Source organism: Streptomyces sp. NPDC093546, from assembly GCF_044765045.1.
Classification (GTDB): domain Bacteria; phylum Actinomycetota; class Actinomycetes; order Streptomycetales; family Streptomycetaceae; genus Streptomyces.
The window spans coordinates 84,936-107,787 of record NZ_JBIWJG010000017.1 but is presented as its reverse complement, the minus strand read 5'-3'; the positions used below and the strand labels follow the sequence as shown (position 1 = coordinate 107,787).

The window sequence follows — 22,852 nt, the reverse complement described above, 5'->3', positions numbered from 1 at the left end:
CCCGCACGTGCGGGGGGTAGCCGCTGACGATGGGCAGGTCGGTGGGCGGGAGGGCGTCGGCCCCGCACGCGAGGGGCGGTGGTCCCCGTGCCCACGGGGAAACGCCGCCCCACGCGTGGTCTTGGCCGACCGCCAGGCGGTGCGCCCGCAGCAGCCCCCGAAGAGGGACCACGCCAGTGAGCCGTTTCCACTGGAAACGGCACAGCGCCACGTTGGCCCGGCGGCGCAGTGGCGGGTACCTCAGCCCCACAGTTTGCGGGTGAACTCCTTCGCCCACTCCACCCGCTCGTGGTGCGGACCGTGGGGCGTGCAGCCGCCATCTTCCGTACGCCCCGTGCATGGAGGCGGAGGGCCTCGGAGAGCGGCTCGTCTACCCGGCCCGCACCACCGCACCACCCCCACCCGCCCCGATGTCACACATCGCACCGCCCACCCGTCTCCCTGAGAAACGGCCACACACCCACCCTCCGGGAGAGACACCATGCCCACCCCCATCACCATCGTCGGCGGCGGCTTCGCCGGGCTCACCGCCGCCATCACCGCCGCCGAAGCCGGCGCCCGGGTCACCCTGTACGAGGCGCACCGCACCCTCGGTGGACGGGCCCGCACCGCCGAGGGCCCGTACCGCACGAACGAAGGCCCCCACGCGCTCTACCACCGCGGCCCGCACTGGTCCTGGCTGGCGCAGCGCGGCCTGCTCGGGCCCATGGCCGCCGTGCCGCCGCGCGAAAGCGCCCGGTTCCGGTTCCACCTGGACGGCGAGCTGCGCCGCACGCCGCCCCTCGGCATGCTCCGCCTGGCGCGCCGCAGGCCCGAACAGGCCCCGGTCGACGTGGACTTCGCCACCTGGTCGCAGCGCCTGACCGGCGGCCCCGCCGGCCGCGCCGCCGCGCACTTCGCGGCCGTCGCGCTGTTCCACCACGACCCCGGCTCGCTCTCCGCCCGCTTCGTGCAGGAGCGGCTGCGCCGGGCCACCGCGCTGCCGCCCGAGGCGCACTACCCGCGAGGCGGCTGGGGTGGGGTCATCGACCGGATGGCCGCCCGCGCCCGGGACCTCGGCGTACGCGTCGAGACCTCCGCCCGCGTGGACGCGCTGCCCGACCGTGACGGCCCGGTCGTCGTCGCCACGTCCCTGGACGCCGCCCGCCGCCTCCTCGGGGACCCGGCGCTCACCTGGCCCAGCGGGCGCACCGTCCTGCTCGACCTGGCGCTCCGGTCGCACCGCGGCGACCCGTTCGTGATCTCCGACCTGGACGCACCCGGCTGGCTGGAACGGTTCACCGCCCAGGACCCCTCCCTCGCCCCGGCCGGGCAGACCCTCCTCCAGGGCCAGTTCCCGATCGCGCCACAGCAGTCCAAGGCGGACGGTGTCGCCCACGCGGAACGGCTGCTCGACAAGGGCTTCCCCGGCTGGCGCGAGCGCACCCTCTGGCGCCGTGAGGCCGTCGCCAACGGCCGTACGGGAGCGGTCGACCTCCCGGGCACCACGTGGCGCGACCGCCCGGCGATCGACCGGGGCGACGGGGTCCTCCTCGCGGGCGACCAGGTCTCGGCGCCCGGCGTGCTGACCGAGGTGTCGTTCACCAGCGCGATCGGTGCGGCCTCCCTCGCCCTGCGGGCCGCCCGCGTCACCCCGTCCCGTACGCCCGCGCCTTGAGCTCACGCGGACTTGAGGCTGAAGGCTCTTTCCGCACGGCGCGAAACCGCGCGGAGCCGCGACACCGCGACGCCGCCGCACGCGCCCCACTCAGCAAGGGAGAGCCACCATGCGCGCCATCCGCCTGCACGCCTTCGGCCCCGCCGAGAACATCACCTACAAGGAGGTGCCGGGTACGACCGACGCCGGCGCGCGTAGCGGGCGGCGCTCTCCCGGCCCCAGCCGGTGTCCCACAGCGGTCGGCGTGCCCTGATGCCGTCGCTGCGCCGGATGTCCTGGCCCTCGTCCCGCAGCCCCTGGCTGATTCCGGGAAGCGAGGGCACCAGGCGAAGGGACGCCGGTGCACGATGCGAGCCGTCAGCGAGCAACTCGCGGGGAAACCCCGTCCGAGGGGTGTCCCGCCCGTTTGCCCAGTACCTGAACTTTACGGAACAGACCGGCCGCGCCCGCCAAGAGCCAAGGGGTGGCCAAGGTCCGTGCGGAACGTGCGGGACGGTGCCGCGCCCTGCCCGCGGACGAGCCGGGCGCGGTCCCGGACGCAGGACGCGGTGCCCTCCAGGCCAGCGGACAGGCACCGGTTGGTCTCCTCGAGGACCAGGTCGGCGAGCGCCCGGGCTTTGTGGTCTTCGGGGAACTGGGCGGCCGCGCGGCGTACGTCGCAGGCCACCGCCCGGGCGGCTCCGGCCAGCAGCAGGGCGAGCTGCTGATGGTCCGCCGTCTACAGGCCAGGCTCGCCTGTCCACGCGACACGGCCTTGACCAGGCGCTGGCTCTTGGGCAGCGAGCAGCGCCTCTACCGTCGAGTTCGGATTCCACTCGGGGTCCAGGCCGGTCAGCCGCTCAGCGACCCGGCGCCAGGCCGTCGGGTCCGTGCCGAGTTGGGCGCGCACGAGGTCCGCGAGGAGAGTCCGGCCCTCGGCGGCCTGGGGCGGGGCGTCCGTGCGGCGGGCGGCGGCGCCCAGGTAGGCGAGCAGGCACGCGGCCGGGGCGGCAAGGCGCAGCAGGTCTCCGCCGTCGAGCAGCCCCGCCGTAAGCAGCCCATCCAGCTGGGTGGTCGGCGGGCAGTGGAACTGGCCGCCGAGACCGTGCCGGGCCCGCTCCCGGGTGAGCCGCGCGCTGCCGGGCAGGCCGTCGGGGCCCGGTTCGGGCAGCAGCGGCGCATGCCGCAGTTTCAGGTCCTCGGGGACGCCGTCCAGGCGGACGATGTCCTGCCAGTACGGGAGCGGTTCTTGGGCGTGGGCGGCTTCGAGAGCGGCCCAGTCCACAGGCTCACCCGGCGCGCGGGACTCGACAAGGTCGCGTACGTGCGCGGCGTGCCGGGCGCGCCGCAGCTTCCCAACGAGCTTCTCCGGTGCCAGTTCGCGGTCCAGCCGGGCGCGCAGGACGGCGGCGGGGTCGGCGGACGCCAGGGCCTTCACGCATACGGTGGTGGCGGAGCGTCCCAGTACGTTGCTCCCGGCGAGCCGCGCCAGCCGGTCCGCGCCGCCATGCTCGAGCAGGCGCAGGCAGCCGAGTAGTTGTTGCCCGAGGCCGAGCCGCGAGCCCTCCCTTTCGAGCAGCTCCTGCACGAGGTCGGGTTCCGCGGAGCACAGCCACATCAGACCGCCGGCCGGCCGCGCGGAATGTCCGGCACGCCAGTCGGCGAGCACCCGGGCGCCCAGGGACGGCCCTCCGGCGTCGGGCCGTGACCGGGTCACGATCCGGTGGACGACGGGCCAGGGGTTCCAGTGCCGCAGCAGGGCGAGGTCGACCTCGGGGTCGTCGAGCTCGACGAGCCGCTCCACCGCACCGCTGCGCTCCATCCAACGCGACTGGGCGGCGAGGACGCGCAGCGCGCTGTGGTCGCGGTCGGTGAGCAGCCGGTCCAGGACAGTGCGGGGTGTGCGGTCGTGGCGCAGCAGGTACGCGGCGAGCAGCCAGGGTCCGTCGGGGCCGAGTCGGGGCAGTACGGCGTCGACCACCTCGGAGTCGGCGAGGCAGAGCAGGGTGCCCTCCGGCCAGGCCCAAAGATGGTCGCCGTGCTCCAGCAGCTTGATGGCCTCGTCGGGCGTGGCCGGCCTGGTCCTGCCGATGGATGTTCCCGGGCGGACTGCAGGGCTCGCCCCAGATTGCGCGCGCTGCAGCAACTGCGCCCAGGTCAGGTCCTCCGAGGCGGCTTCGGACGCCGTGACGGTCGCGGCCAAGCGGAGCCAAGCGTCGGGGTCGGTGCCGAGATCGGCGCGCAGCCGACGGGCGAGCGCGGCCCGCCACGCTTCGGCGAACGCGAGCCGCCGCCAGTCGTGCGGCAGCAGGAGCAGGCGCCGGGCGGGCAGCAGGGAGAGCAGCTCGTCGGCGGGCAGGACGCCCTGGACGTAGGCGCGCTCGATGTGCTGCGCGCCCGATCCGTAGGTCGCGGGCAGTCGTGCACGCAGTTGCGCGAGGCTGGGCGCCTCATACGCGACACCGTCCCGGGAGGCGGGGATGCCGTGGGCGGCGCAGGCGAGGGCGAACCAGCGAGGGGTGGCAAGGCCGGGCGCGGTCGCCGGCTCGTACAGGGTCAGTGCGCGCAGCACCTCGGGATCCTTGGGTCGGGGCGCACCGTCCGGGGCGAGGGAGTAGAGCAGGTCGAGCGCGGCCAGAGCGTGCATGCGCTCGAGCCGGTGCAGAGGCCGTCGGGATGGGGGCTCCGAGGCCGGTGGTACGGGGTCGGCCGCCGTCCGGGGCCCGGCGGCGCCCTCGGCCGTTGGTTCGTCCCGGGCCGGCGTATCAGGCTCGATCGGTGATTCGGGCGCGGCAGCCTCGTCCGCGACCTTCCCTGCCGCGGCGATCAGCTCCGCGACCGTTCCCCTGTGGTGGGGCAGCAGGACGTCGAGCGCGGCCCAGGCTCGCTGCCGCTCCGCCAGGTGCGTCTGCGTCAATGCCCTCAACTGGGCGACCGCCGCCGTGCTCAGCACGTCCCGTTCCGCGAGGCGGGCGAGCGCGGCCAGGGCGTAGGCGGCAGGGCGCGCGGTGCCGATCAGCCCGATCGGATCGAGGTACCCCGCCACCGCCATGCCCTCCGCCCAGACGGCGGCGCTGTCGTCGAGTTCCTCCTCGGCGAGGCGCCGCTCGGGCGGGGTGGTGTTCCCCGCGCGACGGCCCGCGGCCCTCCACGGCTCGTTGAGGACGCTCAGCCGGAACGCTTCGCGCTGTGCATCGCTCGCCGCCTCGTGCCGGGCCAGCTCCTCGCAGGCCTTGGGCATGAACGGAGTCGCGGCATGCGCCTCGGCGAGGGCGTCGAGATCGTGGGCGTACGGCTCGGACAGGAGGTGACGCAGGGTGCTGGTGCCCCGGGCGGTGGCGAGCAGCGCGGGCAGTCGGGCGGGGTCCTCGTACGGCTCGCACCGCGCGCGCAGCCGGCGCGACCCGTCGCCGTCCGGGGCGGCAAGGGCCTGGGTGACCGTGTCCACGGTCGCCCGGCTGAGCCAGGCGGCTGCGGCGTGGTCGTCGAGCAGGGCGCGTACGGTGTCCGGGCCGGTGCGCTCCCAGATGGTCAGCAGGGCATATTGCTGGGCCACTTGGCGCACGCCGCACCGCAGCGCCGGCACCACGAGCTGCGGGTCGCCCGAGCCGAGCAGCGGGGCGAGCCAGGTGCGCGGGACCTGGCCGTGCGGCGCCGTCAGCTCGGCGCGCAGAGCGTTGTCGAGCGGAACGGTGTCGAGCCGGTCCACGATGGCGCGGCGCAGGGACTGCGTGGTGCGCGGGTTGCGGTAGATCGCTGCGGCGACCTGGGTGTCGCCGACCGCGACCAGCCGAGCCAGGACCCGGGTGTCGAGCCGGGGATGGCGGGCCAGGGCCGCCCGGGTGCGCGTGTCGCCGTGCTCGACGACGGCGGCGACGAGGGTGGGCGCCGGGTGAGTGCCGCCGGCCAGTAGCTCCATCGTCACCGGTTCGGGCAGGGCAGCGAACGCGGACGCGGCGTGACGCGGCTCCGCGTGCTCGAGGAGCAGGCCGAGCGTGCGGTGGACACTGCGGGGCGCGGGCGGCCGGAGCGTGTCGTCGGACTTCGGCGGCACCGGCGGCGCGGCGAGCAGTTCAGGCAGGCTGCCGCGGTACGCGAGGAGTGCGTCGTGCAGCCCCCGCCAGCGGCCCCCGTCCGCACCGAGGTGACGCTCCGCCAACTGCTTGAGGTAGGCGGACGCCTCGTAGTCGACTCCACCCGCCAGGGCGACCTTGGCAGCCACCGAGCGTGCGGGCCGCGCCCGCTCCACCACGGGCAGCGCCGCACCCCTCCGCGGACCCGCGTCCTCCGCGTCCTGACCGGCCCCGGCCATCTCGCGCAGCAGCCGCCCAGCCGCCCCCACCTGCGTCATGGTCGCCATGCTAGTGCTGTGACCGGGAAGGTTCACCGGGTTCTTCGGTCCGTGCTCGGTTCGCTTAACATCTGCGTCCATGTCCGAATCCATGAACGTCCTTGACTGGTTGCAGTACTGGTATGCCTCGCAGTGCGATGGCGACTGGGAACACGAATGGGGCGTGACGATCGGGACGCTCGACAACCCGGGCTGGACCGTCAAGATCAGCCTTGAGGAGACGGACTTGGCGGACCGGGTGTATCCCCGGCAGCAGGTCACCCGGGGTGAGCACGACTGGGTGATGGCCTGGACGTCCGAGAAGACGTTCCATATCGCGTGTGGGCCCCGCAACCTGACCGAGGCGCTCACGCTGTTCCGTGCCTGGGCCGCCGAAGGCGCCCCGTAAGGGCTATGGCGGCCTTCATGCCGCGAGCGTGGGTCTGCCGCCCCAGCGGACGCCTTTCTCGCTGCGGACGCGGGCTCGTTCGCGTCTTTGGGCGGCGAGGACGTCGGGGTGGCGGCGGTTCCGGTTGCGCCAGCGCAGGTAGGCGTGCAGGGCCCTGGTCTGGACCGCGTGGTTCGGGTGGTTCGAGTTGGCCAGGGTGAACTGCCGCAGCGGCCCGAAGTGAGCCTCGATCGGGTTCGCCCAGGACGCGTAGGTCGGGGAGAAGCACAACTCGACCTTGTTTCGGGCCGCCCACCTGCGGATCTTCCAGTTCAAGTGGGCAGAGAGGTTGTCCAGGATCACGTAGATCGGCCCTCCGTCCGGGCGGGCCGCGCGGATCGACCGCAGGGCGGACCAGGTGTGGTCGATGCCCTTGCGACGCCGGTTGACGCCCCACAGCTTGTCGTCGCCGACGGAGTAGCAGCCGTGGTGATGCCGTGGGTGCGGCGGTAGGTGGCAGGCAGCCGGTCGGGGCGGCTCTGTTCGGCCCAGCAGGAGCCGGCGGTGGGACGGATGCCCAGTGGCCCGAACTCATCGAAGGCGAACGTGCGGTCAGGACGCTCGTTGACCGCGTACTCGATCCGTTCCAGCTTGGCGTCGAAGGCCGGGTCCGGGGATTCTTTCCAGGTCTTCGTCCGCTGGAAGGTGATCCCTCGGCGGGCAAGTAAGCACCGCAGTGCTTCGCGGCCGATCCGGACGGACCGGGCGATGTTCCGGCTTAGGTGGTCGGCGAGTTTGCGGACCGACCAGCGGGTGAAGGGCTTGCCCAGCACGGTGGGCCGGGTGGTGGCCGTCTGGATGACGAAGTCCTCGTCGTCACTGCTCAGCAGGCGGGGACGGCCTCCCGCCCACTGAGGGTTGAGGCATGCGAGCCCGATCTCGTTGAAGCGGTGGATCACGTCACGGACGGTGTCCTCGTCCGCCTGGACCAGACGCGCGATCACCGGGACCGTGCTGCCGCCCGCCGAGGCCAGAAGCATCATCGCCCGCCGAAACCGCACCGAGCTCGTACTGCCCCGCCGCACTATCTGCTGGAGCTTCTGTCCCTCCTGCTCCGTTAGCCTGCGGACCTTGACCGATGGTGCCATCCCGCCTCCCCTGCTGGTTGGAAGTCGTCACTTCCAACCAGCACAACGAGCAACCCGGTGAACCTATGCGGTCACAGCACTAGACACCGCCACCGAGGTGCGGACCAGGCGGGCCCCGGCCCTCACCGTCCTGGCGAGCGCTGCGGTGGAGGTCCGTACCGCCAGGGCGGAGGCCCCCGCGACACGCCCTCCGTCCCGCCGAGACCAACCACACCGCTGACAGCAACGGCGCGCCGGCCGGCCAGTAGGTCCGGTCGGCGACGGGCCCCGCGCTCCCCACGATCACGCCGTCGTACGCAGTGCAGCAGGCGGCTGCGGGACCACGGCTTACGTCCGGGCCTGCCGGGCGGCACGCTCGGCACGGGCCCGACACAGGGCTGCGGCCTCGGCCGCCGTGGGGATCTCCTCCCGCCGGCGGGCCTTGGCCCACGCTTCGGCAGAGACGTCCTGGTGCAGCTGGTGCTCGACGGCCGCACGGCGCTCGTCCTCGGAGGCGCCGGACATCGCGGCGTCGACGGCGGCCGCGACCGCGCGGTGCCCAGCCTCAGCTGCATGTCGTACGCCGAGGAGTCCTGGCACAGGTCAGCTCCTCGGTCCCGTACGGAGGAAGACGGCCTGGACGTGTGGGTGGCAGAGGCGAGACGGCAGCTGCGATATCCGGCCACCAGCCGAGCAGCGTACCGCTGCGGCCGAAGCCCGAGCTCCCGGCCCGATCGACCGCCAGGCCCTGGAGCGCGGCGACAGCGCGGTGCGGACTCCCGCCCGCCCGCGCCCGTACGATTCGCTGCCGGCGCCGTACGGCAAACGGGCCGCGCCGGTCGACAGCACCGGCTGCCGTCTCCGGGACGGCGTGCTCCCCAGGCGCCTGGCGGCCGACGACCGGTCCGTACGACGCCCACCGGACCTTCATCCCGACGAGGGGGCGCCCCGCTCCGGGTGAGAGAGCTCGTTCACGCCGTGCGGGTACACCGTGCCGCAGGAGTGCTGGTCGGGGTCGATCAGCGAGGCCGAGCGCGAACGGGGCCTGGAGACGTTCGTCGAGCCGGAGGCGGAGCTCGCTCGGTGAGGAAGGACAGGTCGGGCCGCAGGCCGGTAAGGACGATGGCCTCGTCGACCGGGTCGAGGCGGCGGCCGTCCTCGGCCACGAGCACGAGGCGCCCGTCGCCGTCCCGCTCGATCGCCTCCGTACGGAAGCCGGTCACCACGTCGGCGTACCCCTGTCCGCGGCGGCCTTGGCCGGGAGGCCGAGGGCGCCGCGGGCGGGGAAGACTTGAGCGGGCACGAACAGCCCTGCGGCGGCCGCGTCTCGTGCCACGTGACGGCGGCCGCCGTCATGGCCCCGCAACGGAGTAACGCAGTGCCGCGCCCACCCCGAGTACGGCCCGACCCGGCGGTGCCGCCACTGGCGCTCACCATCGCCCGCGCGCCCCGCGAATCATCCTGCGCCCAGCCTCTACCCGCGTTCTCGTGCACCGAGGCGGCCGGCTCCGGCATCGCGGGGACCCGGCTGAACCGTACGACGGTGAAAGAGACCGAGTGCAGGACGATGGCGAGTGGACGACGAGCGAGTTCGGCGAGTCGCACACCGGCAGGGTCGGCGTGGTCCTGGCCGACGGCACCGAACCCGACGCGGTCTACCTCGACGCGATGAGCAGCGGCGCCGGCCACCACACCCGCTACTGGGCCGCGTACGACGGCCGGCTCGGACCCCGGGCCGCTGCCCTGCGGGCGGCCTGCTCGTGCGGCTGGCGCGGCACCACGCTCTACCCGATCGACTGGGAGGCGCTCGACTCCACTTCCCTGCACCAGACGGAGATCGACACCGACCCAGCGATCAACGACTGGGACAACCACATCGGTGAGGTAGAGGCCCGCGCCGTCCCGATCCCGGAGCCGGTCGTGGAACTGCTGGATCGGCTGAATGACGAGTTGCGCAAGCTCGCCCACGACAGCCCCTCGCCACGGTCCGCGCGCTCCGCTGCCTGCAGGAGATTGCCATGGACATCGGCCACGACGCCGCTGTTCTGGGTGAGCCGGAGGATGAGTCGGACTGGCCGCGCATTGCGACGGCGCTCGGCCTGACCGAGGAGCACGCCCGCCAGGTTCTGCGCGGCATGGCCATGCGTCGGCGCTGATCCAGGCCGGCGCCAACACGGGCGCGGCCGCCGCGCCGTACGAGGCCGGTCCTCGCCGGCTTCTGCGCCGGGCGTCGGTCTGCGCCCGCTCACGGGCGGCGAGCGGTTGACGCTCGCCTCTGCGCCGGGCGCTCCGGAATGGCCGACGGGTGCAGCTCCCGCCGCAGCGCCCCGCGGTCCATGTACGAGGCCATGGTCCGGGCCAGGTTCTCCTGCCGCCCCGGGCCCTTGGCCGCGGGCGCGGGGACGGGGGCGGACGAACCTCAGACCGCCAGCATCATCGACCTCCAATCACCAGGAACACGGTGGCGCGCACGCCCTGCTGCCGGGCTGCCCACGCGCAGGCCAGGCCGGCGTTGCCGCCCGAGGCGATGGTGATCCCGGTATCCGGCAGGGTGCCCGCGTCGCGGTGGGCCTGGATGAAGTTCTGGGCGCCGCGGGCCTTGAAGCTACCGGTGTGCTGCATGAACTCCAGGGCCAACCGCACCTCGCAGGGCTCCTGAGGGCGGTCGTCCAAGGGGGTCGCGGTGGCCGGTGCGGATCGCATCGCGGTCGAGGGGGGCGAGGGTGACGGGGTGGATGCGCCCGGAGATCCGGTCGGCGGCGGCCTTGATGTCGCCGTAGGTGAGCTGGTGCACGAGGTTGCTCCTGCGGTGAGGGGTTACGACCAGGCGATGAGCTGGCCGGTGGTGGTCAGGCCCAGGAAGAACGCGAACGCGATACGGCGCCCGGTCGGGTTCGGCTCGACCGCGTGGAAGTTCGCCGGGTTGAACAGCAGCCCGTCACCGAGCTCGGGGGCGAGGCTGATGTGCTGGCTGTGCTCGACCGTCTCGGGCCGGTACCCGTACGCCTCCCGGTGCCACTCGTCGGCCGGCTCCCAGCGGTGGCGCCACACCGTGGTCGCCCCGCCGGCGGCCGGCACGGTCACCCAGACGTTGAACGCCAGCTGCGCCACGATCCCCTGGTCGAACAGGCCTGCGGCGAACTCGCGGTTGATGTCGTCGTAGTGGACCAGGGCCCCGGCGTTGATCTCGCGGAGCGTTCCGCCGAAGACGGCCCGGCCGCCGATGGTGGCCGTGGTGACGGCGACACCCCACACGGAGCCGAGGCGCGCCATGGAGACGGCGATCGGGTCCGGGCGCCAGCGCGCTGCCAGGCGGCGCGGGCGGCCTCGACGTCGCGCCAGTACCGCGCGGCATCCAGTCGGCCGTCGTCCTGGCGGTAGTCGTTGAGGGCCGGGCCGAACCGGACGATCGGGGTCACGCTCGGCCTGCTCCTGGGCGGCCTCGCGGCGGGCCTGCTCGCGCCGCCGCACGACATCCTCCACCTCGATGGCGGCCTGCTCACGCAGCCGCTCCTCGAGGACCTGGCGCCGCTCGGCGTCACTCAGGCCGGGCAGCTCCCGGTCGGCCTCGGCCGCGATCTTCGCGCGCCGGGACCGGCGGACGTGGATCACATTGCCGCAGTTCTCGCACTCAGCCCCCCATGTCCAGCCGGATCCCGGCGTCGCAGCGCCGGTCCGAGCACGCCCGACGCTGCACCAGGCCCCGCCGGATCAGCCACGGGTACGGCTTGTCGACCAGGGCCTCGCCGCCGGTCTCCTTCAGCCGGTCGGTGAGCCGGTCGGCCAGCAGCGGCGGCGCGCCACCCGGCAGCGCCAGCAGCCCCTCCAGGCGGGCCAGCTCCTCCTTCACGGCCGCCCAGACAGTCAAGGCCGGTCGGGCGTTCGATTACCCTCCGGGGGTCTTGGAACTATTCCTTCAGTCAGTCAGGGACGGAAGGTGCGGCGGTAGGTGTCGGGTGGAACGCCGACGCTGCGGTGGAAGTGGCGGCGCAAGGTGGTGGCGGTGCCCATGCCGGTGGCTGCGGCGATGGCGTCCACGGTGGCGTCGGTGGTCTCCAGCAGTTCCTGGGCATGACGAATGCGCTGGGTGTGGAGCCATTGCAGTGGCGTGGTGCCGGTGAGGTGCTTGAAGTGGCGGCCGAGGTGGCGTGAGCTCATGCGGGCCTGGCGGGCCAGGTCTTCCACGGTCAGCGGCTGGTCCAGCCGCTCCAGCGCCCAGGGCAAGAGCTCGCCCAGGGGGTGGCTGCCTGGGGCGGGCAGGGGGGTGGCGATGAACTGGGCCTGGCCGCCGTCACGGTGGGGTGGGATGACCAGGCGTCGGGCGATCTTGTTGGCGTTGGCCGAGCCGTGGTCGAGGCGGACCAGGTGCAGGCACAGGTCCATGGCGGCGGCCTTGCCCGCGGAGGTGAGGACGTCGCCGTCGTCGACGTAGAGGACGTCCGGATCGACGGTGGCCGCCGGGTGACGCCGGGCCAGTTCCCGCGTGTGGGCCCAGTGTGTGGTGGCGCGCCTGCCGTCGAGTAGTCCTGCCGCGCCCAGGACGAAGGCGCCCGTGCACAGTGAGGCCACGCGCACACCGGCCGCGTGGGCCGAACGCACCGCCTCGACCAGCTCGGCGGGCGGGTCGCGGTCGGGGTCGGCCCAGCCAGGGACGATCACTGTGTCCGCGTCCGCGAGGTGGTCGAGTCCATGGTCGGGTTCCAGACTGAAGCGGTCGACGTGCACCCGACCGCTCCCACAGAGGGAGAAGTCGTACCAAGGGTCCACGATGTGGGTGAGGTCGGATCCGAAGACCTCGACAGCCACGGACAGTTCGTAGTGGAGCATGCCGTCGGTGACAGCCAGTGCAACAGCGGGCATGTCTGAAACTGTACGCCGCATGTCGTTTCCGACGCTCGCGCGGGGTGCTGCCGGACGGACAGGATGTGGGTGTCAGGCCGCAGCGGATGGACCTCGCAGCGGGCGTTCGAGTGCAGGGAGCAGTCTCATGGGGTCACGTCAGCTGGTGACGGTGTTCGGCGCATACGGTCACACCGGGCGGTTCGTGGTCGCGGAACTGGCCGCGCGTGGGTTCGTCCCGGTGCTGTCCGGGCGCAATGCGCAGGCCTTGGAGGAGCTGGCCCACGAGCACGGGCTGGAGGCCCGGGTGGCGTCGGTCGACGACCCGGCCTCGCTGGACTGGGCCCTGGCGGGAACGGCGGCGGTCATCAACTGCGCCGGCCCTTTCGCATCGACCACCGGCCCCGTGATCGAGGCCGCGCTCCGCGCGAAGATCCCCTACCTGGACGTGGCCGCCGAGCTTGAGGCCAACCTCGACACCTTCGCTCACTACCGCGAGCGGGCCCGGGACGCGGGAGCGGTGATCGTCCCGGCCATGGCCTTCTTCGGCGGCCTCGGCGACCTGCTGACCACCGCGGCGATGGGCGACTGGACCGAGGCCGACGAGGCACACATCGCCTATGCGCTCAGCAACTGGCACCCCACCGCCGGTACCCGGCTCTCGGGCGCGGTCTCCCGCGAGCGACGCGGCGACCGCCGTCTGCGCTACAGCGGCGGGCGGTGGGAGCACCGCACCGACGCCGCGCCCACCCTGGAGTGGACCTTCCCGGAACCGATGGGGCCCCGGCCGGTGATCGGAGAGTTCACGATGGCGGACGTCGTCACCGTCCCCCAGCACCTCTTCATCCCCAACGTGACCACCTACATGACCGTCGAGGCGGCCCGAGACGTCGCCGCACCCCACACGCCGGCCCCGACCGCCACCGACGAGGGCGGGCGCTCGGACCAGACCTTCCTCGTTGACGTCGTCGTCCGCTCCGGCGGAGCGGAACGCCGGGCCACGGCCAGCGGCCAGGACATCTACGCCGTCACCGCGCCCCTCGTCACCGAGGCCCTCGAGCGCGTCCTGACCGGCCGCACCAAGACCGTCGGCGTCGTCTCCGCCGGCGAGATCTTCGACGCCCCCGGCTTCCTGCACGCGCTCGACCCGCACATCACACTCGACCTGCATCCGCAGAAGCAGAACGCCTGACCCAATCCATCCGCCCGGCCGTCGGGGGCCCGCGGTACGGGCACCGCGCCCCGATCTGTCGGACAGACATGACAGTGCGGCGCGGACAGGTACCCATAGCAGCCGTACGACGACCACGCGGAGCAGCAAGTCCTCCTCCAATCAGGGCGGGCTGCCGCTCCCCCGCGAGAGGAGCAGCTCTCGGGGCCATGTCACAAGCGGCTCGCTGGGGATGCCCGGCTCTCCCGGCTGACGGGCAGAGCGGCACGCAAACGGGGGGTACCGTCCGCACGCCGTGCCGAAAACGAGGACAGGCGCCGGCGATGTCCAGGACCGCTGCTCCTCTGAGGTGGCGGCGTGCCGCATGAGGCCGCCGAGCGGGTGGTGCGAACGCCCGGACGGCCGTTCGACCCTGGCAGAGCGATTGCACTTGTCCCCGGGGTGTCAAGAGTTCTGGCGGCGCATGCCAGTGGCCGGGGACAGAAGGAATGGACGATGTGCACGGGAAAAGCGGTGAGCAGAAGGAGGGCGGCGATCGTCGCGACGCTGCTGCTGATGGGAGGGCTGACCGGGCAGCCGGCAGGGGCGGAGGCCGCTCCCCCGCAGCCGGAGACCGCCTCATCGGTGATCACGACGTGGGCCAGAAGGGTGAGCGAGACCGTGTCCCCGGACGGGCGTGCTTCTGACACACCGGTGTGGCGCACGTATGTGTCACTGGCCATGTACAACGCAGTGGTGGGCATCGAGGGCCGCTATGCCCCGTACCGGTGGCGAGCACGCGCTCCGCACGGTGCGTCGGCCGAGGCAGCGGCCGCGACGGCGGCGTACGAGGTGCTGCGGACCGGCTTCCCGCAATCGGGGCCGGCGTTGCGGACCGCGTGGAAAGCTTCCCTGGCAAGGGTCCCGGACGGACCGGCCGAACAGGCGGGAGTAGCGTTCGGCAAGCGGGCGGCACAGCACATCATGGCGCTGCGCGCAGAGGACGGGCGAGGCGCCTCCGTACCGTTCCCGCCCTCAACGGCGCCCGGTTCGTGGCGGCCGACGCCACCCGACCACGAGGGCTTCACGACGGCGTGGATCGGCCGGTTGCGCCCGTTTCTCCTGGACAAGCCCAGCCGGTTCCGCCCTGGACCTCCCCCCGAGCCGGCCTCGGCCCCGTACGCGCGGGACCTGGCGGAGGTGCAGGCGTACGGTGGGAAGGTCGGTTCACGCCGCAGCGCTCGGCAGACGGAGACAGCGCTGTTCGCGGACCGCATGGACATCCAGCAGGCGCTGGCCGACCACGCTACCCGGCACGCGTTCGACCTCGCCGAAACGGCCCGGCTGTACGCCGCTGCCAACACCGTGATGATGGACGCGAGGGTTGTCGCCTGGGACGCCAAGCTGCACTACGCCTCCTGGCGGCCTATCACCGCTATTCGTGAGGCGCACACGGACGGTAACCCGGCGACCCGGCCGGATCCGGCGTGGGAGCCCCTGCTCCCTACGCCGGCGCACCCGGACTACCTCAGCGGCCACGCCACTTGGGCGGGAGCCCTGATGCGGACGCTGGAAGTGCTGTTCGGCTCCTCCCGCGTCGATCTCAACATCAAGTCGGTCACCACCGGTACCACCCGACACTACGAAAACTCCGCCGACTTTGTCCGCGACGTCGTCGACGCGCGTGTATGGTCCGGGATCCACACCAGGACCGCAGACGTCGTCGGCAGCACCACGGGTAAGCGGGTTGCGGAGTGGGCACTGAGGTGGAACTTCCTGCACACGCACAAGTGATAGCGGGTGAGACCGTTCCCGTACGCGCCGTCATCCCTCATCCAGGCCACCGTCACCGATAGGGCACTTGTACAGCGTGCCTGCCCTGAAAGACGTCGATGACGGCCTCTTGGCGGCTCCGGGAGCCACGAGGGGTGCGCATGAAAGTGCCGTGCATCCTCCAATGGTGCGCACCTGGTGCGTCTTTGAACCGGCAGCCGCCAGCTGACAGTCCCCTTCAAACGGCCAGATTGATCACGTCACCGTTGCACTTCTGCCAGCGAATCGACAAGGCTGGCATTCCACGGACAGTTGGCGCTGAGCGCGGGATGAGGAAATCGCTGCTCCACGTTGGCGTCAGGCTATTGGCGATTGAGCGCGCTCCGGCCACCGGGCGAACCGCATCCACGTTCGGCATGCCTCCTGCATGACCGGAGCGGGTGTGGGGCGCGGGACCCTCGGGTCTGCAGGTAGGCCGGGGTCGACCCGGCTCGCGGCCGTCACGCCGTACGGCCGTGCCCGTGCACCGCTTCGGCTTCGCCGTGCGGCCGGCGCACCTCTTCTTCGCCGCCTCCCGGGCGGCGAGCAGGGCCTGGCGCGCGCGGTCGACGCCGCTCAGCTCGGCTGTCACGCGATCACCGCCCCGGCCGCCTCGCCGTCCAGCGGGCGCGCAGCGAGCTCCGGCAGCCGGCCCGTCCGCGGCGCGGCGGCGGTCTGCTCGGTGCGTACCGCCTGCTGCTCGCGGCGCAGCTGCTCCAGCCGCGCCGCGAGCAGGTGGTGGTGTCGTAGGCGTGGCCGGTTTTTCGATCCTGCGGCCGGTGACCGGCCCGCCGTGCCGCTCGCGCTCCGGCGCGGTCGCCGGCCCTTCCCCACCGGCCCCTTCATTCGGCAGAGTGCGCCAAACCTTAAGGTGATGCATACTTGCCTATAAGCTATAGGTGGATTGCTGCTGGTCATAGGCATACTGAGAGTAGGTGATGGTTGTGGTTCGGGCAGGACTGAGCCCGGAGCGGCTGACGCTCGCTGGTGCGGAACTCGCCGATGAGGCCGGTTTCGACCAGGTGACCCTGTCTGCGCTCGCCCGGCGTTTCGACGTGAAACCGGCGAGCCTGTACGCACATGTGAAGAACTCCCGCGACCTCAAGACCCGGATCGCGCTGTTCGCGCTGGAGGAACTCGCCGACCGGGTCGCCGACGCCGTGGCCGGGCGCGCGGGCAAGGACGCCCTGACGGCCTTCGCGAACGCCTACCGGGACTACGCCCGGGCGCACCCCGGCCGGTACGACGCAGCGCGGTACCGGCTCGACCCGCAGACCGCTGCGGCCAGCGCCGGCGTCCGGCACGCGCAGATGACTCGGGCGATCCTGCGCGGCTACGGGCTGGCCGAGCCGGACCAGACGCACGCGGTCCGCATGCTGGGCAGCGTCTTCCACGGCTACGCCTCCCTGGAGGCGGCCGGCGGCTTCGACCACACCGACATCGCCGCGCAGCAGTCCTGGGCCTGGACCCTGGACCGCCTCGACACCGCTTTGCGGAGCCGGTCCACCCCCTGACCGGTCGCGTCACCCGCGACGGCTTCTCCACACCCACCCGACACCCCGCCCCAGGCTTGAGGCAATGAGCACCGAACAGAACCTGATCACCACGCCCATCACCGCCGACTTCCTGCACGGACACCTCGACGTGGAGGAGACTGCCCACGGCCTGCTGCCGCACCGGCTGCCCGCCTGGGCGCGCCGCCAGGTCCCCGACGCCCTGCTGGCCGTGGCCGAGGCTCAACCCTCCGGTGTCCGGCTGGCCTTTCGTACGAGCGCCACCACCATCCGCCTGGACACCCTGCCGACCAAACGCGTCTACCGGGGCTTCCCGCCCCCGCCGGACGGCGTCTACGACCTCCTGGTCGACGGCCGCCTCACCGCCCAGGCCACCGTGGACGGCGGGAACCTCCGGACCATCACCGACATGCGGACCCAGACCGCGGAATTCACCCCGGGCCCCGCCGGCACCGCCCACTTCACCGACCTCCCCGCCGGCGAGAAGGACGTCGAGATCTGGCTCCCGCACACGGAGATCACCGAGGTCATCGCCCTGCGCACCGACGCCCCCGTCGAGCCGGCCCCGAAGACCGGTCGCCGGGTGTGGCTGCATCACGGCAGCTCCATCAGCCACGGATCCAACGCCGTCTTCCCCAGCACCATCTGGCCCGCGCTGGCCGCCTCGGCAGGCGATGTGGAGCTGATCAACCTCGGATTCGGCGGCAGCGCACTGGTCGACCCGTTCACCGCCCGCGCGATACGCGACGCCCGTGCAGACCTGATCAGCCTCAAGCTCGGCATCAACGTCGTCAACAGCGACGCCATGCGCCTGCGCGCCTTCGCCCCCGCCGTCCACGGCTTCCTCGACACCATCCGCGAGGGCCACCCCACGATCCCCTTGCTCCTGGTCTCCCCTGTCCTGTGTCCGACCCACGAGAACACCCCCGGACCTCTCATGCCGGACCTCTCCAGTGGAACCCTGAAGTTCAAGGCCACCGGTGATCCGGCCGAGACCGCCGCCGGACGGCTGACGCTCACGATCGTCCGTGACGTCCTGGCCGACATCGTCAAGCAGCGGTCCGCCGAGGACCCCAACCTCCACTACCTCGACGGACTCGACCTCTACGGCGAGAGCGACCACGACGAGTTCCCCCTGCCGGACGGGCTCCACCCCAGTCCCGAAGGACACCGCCGCATCGGCGAGAACTTCGCCAAGCTCGTCTTCGCAAACAACGGGCCCTTCGCCATCACGACTGGCTGACCCGGATACCCGCGGCCGGCGGGGAAAGCGTGATGGCCGGCTCCCCCGGACCGGACGACCCCGTAGGCGAACAGGACTCGGCCACACATTCCCAGGGCTACCAGTAGTCCGCTGGTGTACGACGGGCACCGAAGGTGACGGTGTTGTCGTTCCCGCGCCTGCGGGGTTGGGTTTGTCCAGCGGATCTCAGGGTCGCAGCGATGCGCCTCCGGCTTCGGGCGCGAGCTTGCGGGCGACCATCATCGTTGCCAGAGGAAGGCGGCCTCGCTACAGGGGCGGCAGTGGAAGAGGTAGCCGAGGCCGCCTCCGCCGAAGTTGGCGGAGGTCTCGAAGTCGGCTCCCTCTTCGAGTTCGGCCGTGAAGGTCATGGGGGTGCTGCAGGAGGGGCAGCCGGGTGTCTCGTCACCCTGGAGCCAGCCGGGTTCGCCACCCAGCCGTCCCAGCACCGGCTCGGCGGTTGGGGTGTCGGCCGGGTGGGGGCGCAGGGCGGTCACCGCACCGAGCAGCGTCTCGCCCTCGGCAGGGACGGTGGCCGCCGACAGCGGACCTGTGAACACGAAGGCGCGGTTGGCACCGGCGGTGGCGTCCCAGTCGTCGCACATGCCCGGGTCGTTCTGGCAGAGGAACACCGAGATCACGCCCAGGTCGAGGGGCAGATGAGCGAAAAACAGCATGGGGCCGCCGCATTCCCGGCATTTCGGCCAGACGAACCCATCCGGGACGAGCGGCACTCCCCCCGTGCGCAGTTCGGGAGCGTCAGCGACGGCTTTCCCGCCGTGTACCAGCAGCATGGTCAAAGCCTAGGCGCAACCTTTCAGCTCCAACCGGGGGGGCGTGGCACTGCCAGGCCAAGATCCGCTGGACAGGGCCTGGAGCGTCTCTTTCGGATCATGCTTAGGCCACATCCCACTCTGATTGCAGCCAGCTGAATTGCGCCTCGCTGAGTGGAGGCTCAAAGCCTTCACGAAGCGGTCATGCGCCTGGCAGAAGCACGAGAGCACCGTGCCATCAGCGGCGCTGACCCGCACTACGGGACGGGACCGCCCTCCCGGCCGCGTCCCGCTGTTCCACCAGACTGGTCGCCACCGTACGGGCGGCCGGCCTTTCGCACGTATCCAGCCTGGGAGAACCTCGGGCACCCCTCCGACCGACGACAGCACCCGTTCGCACCGTAGGGTCGGAACATGTCGACCGAAGACCTCCCGGCCCCCACGGCCAAGCACTGGCAGGACTGCACGGACGTGTACGCATTCCTGGACCAGATCCGTCTCCGGCCCGGCATGTGGCTGCCCGGCGGCTCACTCCAGCACCTGCAGTCACTGCTCACCGGCTACCGGGTAGCACTCGGCGTGCACAGCATCGACGAACCCTGGGCCTTCTGGCCGGAAGACGACTTCAGCCGCTGGCTCCGTGAGTATCGCGGCATCGCCAGCTCCCTCACCTGGGCAGCCGAGATCGAGCGCAACACCCCCACCGACTCGACTCCCGTCGATGAGTTCTTCCGTCTCCTCGACGCCTACCGGAGCGACGCGGCGCAGAGTCCGGAGCCAACCGCCACGACTACTCGGCTTCCCGGCATCGAGTACATGATCAACACCTTCGTCACCCTCTTCTGGCGCAAGCGTCTCCTCACACAGGCGACCGAATGTCTTGAAGACCGCGGCTTCCGCGTGATCCGCCTGGAAGCCGGCCAATGGAACACGGAGCGGGACATGCACCGTGCCATGGCCGCGGCCCTGGACTTCCCCGACTACTACGGGCACAACCTGGACGCGCTCGACGACTGCCTTGGCGACGTGGCCTGCTACGGCGGCTACGACGATGCCCCCGAGGGCGCCGGACTGGTCCTCGTCTTCACTGACTACGATCGGTTCGCGACGACCTGCCCCAGGGCGGCCCAGGTCGTCCTGGACATCATCGCCGACCAGGCCCGCCAGGCAGCCGTACTTCGCCGCCGTCTGATCTGCCTGGTCCAGAGCAACGACCCGCAGATCCGGTTCGAGCCCGTCGGTGCCATGCCCGTCCTGTGGAACAACGACGAAGCGCTCGACGCCGGTCGCTGTTGAGCGGGCGATCCTTGTCAGTGCACCCGGTTAGGGTGCCGCCATGCACGTGGGACACCTGACCGAATTGCTTGCCGATTCCGCTGAGGGTCGCCTTCCGCCCGGTCGGATGGTCACGTCCGATGAAGGCAACGGAAACGTACAGCCTCTTTGGCTCGGTGCCGGGCCGGCCACGATTGAGTTGTGGGCAGGGATGCTGGCCGAACATGCGCGTTCGGGCCTGTGGCCGCTGCTGCTCGACTCGCTGGATCCGAGCGACGGCGAGTACCGCCCGTGGGGATCCGGAGAGGTCTTTCCCGAGCAGATGTCCTCCCCGGCGAGCCACGACTCTGCCGGCCTCCTCGCACGGTGGTGGGATACCTACACAGCGGTCGACGAAGACGACATGCTCGACGCCGCCAGGCGCCTCGCCGTCACGGCTCCCTTCGGGCAGACCTGGCCCGGTCTCGCGCCCAGTCGAGAGACGACAACGAACCCCGATCAACTGGCCGCCGAGTTCGCGCAGGCGTTCCTCGCTGACTGCCCCCAGACGCGTCTGGGGCTGGTCGCCGCAGCTTCCGGTGCCGAGGCGCTGACGGCCGCTGGCTGGGCCGGACCCTGCAACTACGACCACGACACTGCGAAGTTCTCCGCGGTCGTCCGAGATTGGGAGCACCGGTTCGGTGCTCGTGTCGTCGCGGTCGGGTTCTCCACGCTGCACCTCAGCGTCGCTTCGCCTCCAGTGGACGAGCACGAGGCTCTCCTGGTCGCGGCCGAGCACTTCGCCTTTTGCCCGGACAACATTTGGCAGGGCAGCAGGCCGTACACACTGGCCGCATACGCCGAGCGGATCACCGGTGCCCACCACTGGGAATTCGGCAGCCCGTATCCGGAAGAGAGCGCGGTCGCCGACCACATAGGCCCGGCGCAGCGTACCGGGGCACGCGGCGGCGGCGAGCTCGAGCAGTGCGTCGGGCACGGCCAGGTCGACGGCCAGGGCCCAGCGCAGTTTCGTCGCGGTCCACCCTGCGGCGTACCGGCAGTGCGCGCCGTGGCTGAGGAGCATCCACCCGCGCGGGTCCTGACCGGCGTTCCGCCCGTCTTGCCGGGCGGTGACCGCGACGAGCGATGTGTGCGCCCCGGTCGTTGACGTACGCCTCGCGCCGCTAGGAGCGTCATTCGGACCGCAAGACGGCCGAAGCAGGGAGTCAGACGGGCAGCGCGGAAGCAGTGCCGTGGTAGGCCTGGGCCGCGCGCAGGTACTCGGCCACAGATGCCAGCGCTCGTGTGTCATCGGTCGACTTCGGGGCGAGGAACTGGGGGTAGACGAGTTCCGGTGCCAGAACCGCACCGTCGCCGAGTTGTTCGTACAGTTCCTCGACGCGCCTGCGTACCCACTGCTCCATGGGGGTGCAGTCGAGCCAGAACGGCAGGTGCATGCCCTGCTCTCCCAGGGTGTCCACGGTGTGCTCGATCGTGTCGCTGACCGCTTCGGCGGGAGTCAGGACCTGGATGGGACGCCGTTCGGGGGCGAAGGGGGCGAGGTCCGGGTCCGGGTCCGAGGCGCCGGTCAGGGTGGCGGCAATGTGACGGGCGATGACGGGCGAGCAGTGGAAGCCGTCGCGGTAGGTGCCGGTGGCGAAGACCAGGCCCGGCACGGAGCAGGGGCCGATCAGGGGGAAGCAGTCCAGCGGGATCGGGCGGGAACCCGCCATCAGCCTCTGGATGCGGCCGAAGGCCAGGTCCTGGTCGAACTGCTCGCACACCCCGCGCATCAGGGAGTGGGTGGAGCCGAGTTCGGGGCCGGTGATCGGCCCGGTGGTGATCAGGTTGGTGGCGCCGATGTAGTACTGCCCGGCCTGGGGCAGGGGCACCAGGTGCATGCCGCAGGTGGCGGCGCGGTTGGGGGTGCGCAGCACCTGGCGGGTGCCGGGCGGGCTGGTGGTGGTCCGGGTGATCAGCAGGGACACGCCGGTTCCGTGCAGCAGGGGTGGCACGGCTCCTGGCGGCAGGGCGGTGTCGGCCAGGCGGCTGCTGGCCGCGCCCGCGGCCAGGACGACCGTGCCGGCGGGCAGCACGCTGCCGTCCTCCAAGCGCGCCCCGGTAACCGAGGAGGCTCCGGTCACCAGCTCGCGTACCGTGCCGGGCACCAGGCGCACGCCCAGCTGCCGGGCGGCTTCCTCCAGGGCGGCCAGGGCGGCCCGGGCGTCGACGCAGCCCTCCCGTTCCAGGTGCAGGACCTGCATCGGGCGGGCGTCGCAGCGGGGCGACAGGCCCTCCACCGTGGCTGGGTCGACCAGTTCGTGCGGTTCGCCGTGTGCCGCGGCGGCGTTCTGCATGGCTTGGAAGTTGTCTCCGGCGACGAGCCCGGACCGCCCGCCGTAGAGCACGAAGGTGCCCTCGACGTGGGAGTCGCGCAGTGCCTTGCCCGCGCTCCCGGCGGTGTCGACGAGCATGTCCATCCAGTCCGGCCAGGCGTCCAGCGCCCGGCGGGCCAGGGCGAAGCGGGCCCGCGCGGCGGGGTGCCGCGCGGTGTAACGGGTGACCTCACCGAAGCAGTTCAGCATCGCCCCGGCCGCGGGTGTGGCCGCCATCGGGCGCTGTGGGGGGCCCACCACCGTCACTCGGGTCTCGGGTGCCTGCCGTGCCACCTCCACCGCCACGGACAGCCCCAAGGCGCCGTTTCCGACCACCACCACATCCGCGCTGTGCACCGCGCCCACCTCGCTCTTTCGCTCTCTTTGCTCGCCGTACGGTGGGCACGGCGGCGT

18 protein-coding genes and 3 pseudogenes are annotated in these 22,852 nt (G+C 71.9%); 10 read left to right on the top strand and 11 right to left on the bottom strand.

Annotated features, from left to right (window positions below):
- The first annotated feature begins 481 nt into the window (after nucleotides 1-481).
- Both ACIRNI_RS28550 and ACIRNI_RS28545 read left to right on the top strand, forming a co-directional pair.
- A complete protein-coding gene (locus ACIRNI_RS28550; protein WP_403555716.1) occupies nucleotides 482-1,657 on the top strand; it encodes an FAD-dependent oxidoreductase in 1,176 nt (391 codons plus the stop codon).
- A gap of 109 nt (nucleotides 1,658-1,766) precedes the next feature.
- Nucleotides 1,767-1,910, top strand: coding sequence for a hypothetical protein (locus ACIRNI_RS28545; protein ID WP_403555714.1), 144 nt, complete (start codon nucleotides 1,767-1,769; stop codon nucleotides 1,908-1,910).
- Between the two features lie 465 nt (nucleotides 1,911-2,375).
- On the opposite strand, the gene ACIRNI_RS28540 is transcribed toward ACIRNI_RS28545, so the two are convergent.
- Nucleotides 2,376-5,987: a hypothetical protein gene (locus ACIRNI_RS28540; protein WP_403555712.1), complete on the bottom strand. Its 3,612-nt coding sequence runs from the start codon at nucleotides 5,985-5,987 to the stop codon at nucleotides 2,376-2,378.
- A gap of 79 nt (nucleotides 5,988-6,066) precedes the next feature.
- On the opposite strand from ACIRNI_RS28540, the gene ACIRNI_RS28535 reads away from it, so the two are divergent.
- Nucleotides 6,067-6,375 carry an immunity 53 family protein gene (locus ACIRNI_RS28535; RefSeq protein ID WP_403555710.1) on the top strand — a complete coding sequence of 103 codons (309 nt, stop codon included), beginning with the start codon at nucleotides 6,067-6,069 and terminating at the stop codon, nucleotides 6,373-6,375.
- Nucleotides 6,376-6,390: 15 nt separating this feature from the next.
- Here the strand turns inward: ACIRNI_RS28535 and ACIRNI_RS28530 are convergent.
- The 3 genes and pseudogenes from ACIRNI_RS28530 to ACIRNI_RS28520 all read right to left on the bottom strand — a co-directional run.
- Nucleotides 6,391-7,502, bottom strand: a pseudogene (locus tag ACIRNI_RS28530) (IS630 family transposase).
- Nucleotides 7,503-7,829: 327 nt separating this feature from the next.
- Complete coding sequence (locus ACIRNI_RS28525; RefSeq protein WP_403555708.1) at nucleotides 7,830-8,081, bottom strand: hypothetical protein; 252 nt, start codon at nucleotides 8,079-8,081, stop codon at nucleotides 7,830-7,832.
- A gap of 304 nt (nucleotides 8,082-8,385) precedes the next feature.
- Nucleotides 8,386-8,778 (bottom strand): annotated as a pseudogene (locus ACIRNI_RS28520) (flavoprotein); the annotation flags it as partial.
- Nucleotides 8,779-9,038: 260 nt separating this feature from the next.
- On the opposite strand from ACIRNI_RS28520, the gene ACIRNI_RS28515 reads away from it, so the two are divergent.
- On the top strand, nucleotides 9,039-9,584 hold the full coding sequence (locus ACIRNI_RS28515; RefSeq protein WP_403555706.1) for a hypothetical protein: 546 nt from the start codon (nucleotides 9,039-9,041) through the stop codon (nucleotides 9,582-9,584).
- A gap of 348 nt (nucleotides 9,585-9,932) precedes the next feature.
- On the opposite strand, the pseudogene ACIRNI_RS28510 reads toward ACIRNI_RS28515, so the two are convergent.
- From ACIRNI_RS28510 to ACIRNI_RS28495, 4 genes and pseudogenes are all read right to left on the bottom strand, one after another.
- Nucleotides 9,933-10,275 (bottom strand): annotated as a pseudogene (locus ACIRNI_RS28510) (pyridoxal-phosphate dependent enzyme); the annotation flags it as partial.
- Nucleotides 10,276-10,298: 23 nt separating this feature from the next.
- Nucleotides 10,299-11,093 (bottom strand): hypothetical protein, encoded by a 795-nt coding sequence (locus ACIRNI_RS28505; protein WP_403555704.1) that lies wholly within the window; start codon nucleotides 11,091-11,093, stop codon nucleotides 10,299-10,301.
- A 19-nt stretch (nucleotides 11,094-11,112) separates the two neighbouring features.
- Nucleotides 11,113-11,349 carry a hypothetical protein gene (locus tag ACIRNI_RS28500; protein ID WP_403555702.1) on the bottom strand — a complete coding sequence of 79 codons (237 nt, stop codon included), beginning with the start codon at nucleotides 11,347-11,349 and terminating at the stop codon, nucleotides 11,113-11,115.
- Between the two features lie 56 nt (nucleotides 11,350-11,405).
- A complete protein-coding gene (locus ACIRNI_RS28495) occupies nucleotides 11,406-12,341 on the bottom strand; it encodes a helix-turn-helix domain-containing protein (protein ID WP_403555700.1) in 936 nt (311 codons plus the stop codon).
- Nucleotides 12,342-12,468: 127 nt separating this feature from the next.
- Here ACIRNI_RS28495 and ACIRNI_RS28490 point away from each other — a divergent pair, with 127 nt between their 5' ends.
- The gene (locus ACIRNI_RS28490) at nucleotides 12,469-13,512 is read left to right on the top strand and encodes a saccharopine dehydrogenase family protein (protein WP_403555699.1); all 1,044 of its coding nucleotides are present in this window, start codon (nucleotides 12,469-12,471) and stop codon (nucleotides 13,510-13,512) included.
- Between the two features lie 336 nt (nucleotides 13,513-13,848).
- Nucleotides 13,849-15,264, top strand: coding sequence for a vanadium-dependent haloperoxidase (locus ACIRNI_RS28485; RefSeq protein ID WP_403555697.1), 1,416 nt, complete (start codon nucleotides 13,849-13,851; stop codon nucleotides 15,262-15,264).
- A 606-nt stretch (nucleotides 15,265-15,870) separates the two neighbouring features.
- Here ACIRNI_RS28485 and ACIRNI_RS28480 read toward each other — a convergent pair.
- Complete coding sequence (locus ACIRNI_RS28480) at nucleotides 15,871-16,116, bottom strand: hypothetical protein (RefSeq protein WP_403555695.1); 246 nt, start codon at nucleotides 16,114-16,116, stop codon at nucleotides 15,871-15,873.
- Between the two features lie 110 nt (nucleotides 16,117-16,226).
- On the opposite strand from ACIRNI_RS28480, the gene ACIRNI_RS28475 reads away from it, so the two are divergent.
- Both ACIRNI_RS28475 and ACIRNI_RS28470 read left to right on the top strand, forming a co-directional pair.
- The gene (locus tag ACIRNI_RS28475) at nucleotides 16,227-16,796 is read left to right on the top strand and encodes a TetR/AcrR family transcriptional regulator (RefSeq protein ID WP_403555693.1); all 570 of its coding nucleotides are present in this window, start codon (nucleotides 16,227-16,229) and stop codon (nucleotides 16,794-16,796) included.
- A gap of 64 nt (nucleotides 16,797-16,860) precedes the next feature.
- The gene (locus ACIRNI_RS28470; protein ID WP_403555691.1) at nucleotides 16,861-18,039 is read left to right on the top strand and encodes a GDSL-type esterase/lipase family protein; all 1,179 of its coding nucleotides are present in this window, start codon (nucleotides 16,861-16,863) and stop codon (nucleotides 18,037-18,039) included.
- A gap of 239 nt (nucleotides 18,040-18,278) precedes the next feature.
- On the opposite strand, the gene ACIRNI_RS28465 is transcribed toward ACIRNI_RS28470, so the two are convergent.
- Nucleotides 18,279-18,713 (bottom strand): hypothetical protein, encoded by a 435-nt coding sequence (locus tag ACIRNI_RS28465; RefSeq protein WP_403555689.1) that lies wholly within the window; start codon nucleotides 18,711-18,713, stop codon nucleotides 18,279-18,281.
- Between the two features lie 510 nt (nucleotides 18,714-19,223).
- Here ACIRNI_RS28465 and ACIRNI_RS28460 point away from each other — a divergent pair.
- Together ACIRNI_RS28460 and ACIRNI_RS28455 are read left to right on the top strand one after the other, a co-directional pair.
- A complete protein-coding gene (locus tag ACIRNI_RS28460) occupies nucleotides 19,224-20,105 on the top strand; it encodes a barstar family protein (protein ID WP_403555687.1) in 882 nt (293 codons plus the stop codon).
- Nucleotides 20,106-20,145: 40 nt separating this feature from the next.
- On the top strand, nucleotides 20,146-21,231 hold the full coding sequence (locus tag ACIRNI_RS28455) for a DUF4253 domain-containing protein (RefSeq protein ID WP_403555685.1): 1,086 nt from the start codon (nucleotides 20,146-20,148) through the stop codon (nucleotides 21,229-21,231).
- A 58-nt stretch (nucleotides 21,232-21,289) separates the two neighbouring features.
- Here the strand turns inward: ACIRNI_RS28455 and ACIRNI_RS28450 are convergent, their stop codons facing one another.
- Nucleotides 21,290-22,795 (bottom strand): NAD(P)/FAD-dependent oxidoreductase, encoded by a 1,506-nt coding sequence (locus ACIRNI_RS28450; RefSeq protein ID WP_403555683.1) that lies wholly within the window; start codon nucleotides 22,793-22,795, stop codon nucleotides 21,290-21,292.
- Nucleotides 22,796-22,852 lie beyond the last annotated feature (57 nt).

What these genes read in the sequence shown, in the direction of transcription:
- ACIRNI_RS28550 (WP_403555716.1), top strand. Translation starts at nt 482, where the DNA reads ATGCCCACCCCCATCACCATCGTCGGCGGCGGCTTCGCCGGGCTCACC.
- ACIRNI_RS28545 (WP_403555714.1), top strand. Translation starts at nt 1,767, where the DNA reads ATGCGCGCCATCCGCCTGCACGCCTTCGGCCCCGCCGAGAACATCACC.
- ACIRNI_RS28540 (WP_403555712.1), bottom strand. Translation starts at nt 5,987, where the DNA reads ATGACGCAGGTGGGGGCGGCTGGGCGGCTGCTGCGCGAGATGGCCGGG.
- ACIRNI_RS28535 (WP_403555710.1), top strand. Translation starts at nt 6,067, where the DNA reads ATGTCCGAATCCATGAACGTCCTTGACTGGTTGCAGTACTGGTATGCC.
- ACIRNI_RS28495 (WP_403555700.1), bottom strand. Translation starts at nt 12,341, where the DNA reads ATGCCCGCTGTTGCACTGGCTGTCACCGACGGCATGCTCCACTACGAA.
- ACIRNI_RS28490 (WP_403555699.1), top strand. Translation starts at nt 12,469, where the DNA reads ATGGGGTCACGTCAGCTGGTGACGGTGTTCGGCGCATACGGTCACACC.
- ACIRNI_RS28470 (WP_403555691.1), top strand. Translation starts at nt 16,861, where the DNA reads ATGAGCACCGAACAGAACCTGATCACCACGCCCATCACCGCCGACTTC.
- ACIRNI_RS28465 (WP_403555689.1), bottom strand. Translation starts at nt 18,713, where the DNA reads ATGCTGTTTTTCGCTCATCTGCCCCTCGACCTGGGCGTGATCTCGGTG.
- ACIRNI_RS28460 (WP_403555687.1), top strand. Translation starts at nt 19,224, where the DNA reads ATGTCGACCGAAGACCTCCCGGCCCCCACGGCCAAGCACTGGCAGGAC.
- ACIRNI_RS28455 (WP_403555685.1), top strand. Translation starts at nt 20,146, where the DNA reads ATGCACGTGGGACACCTGACCGAATTGCTTGCCGATTCCGCTGAGGGT.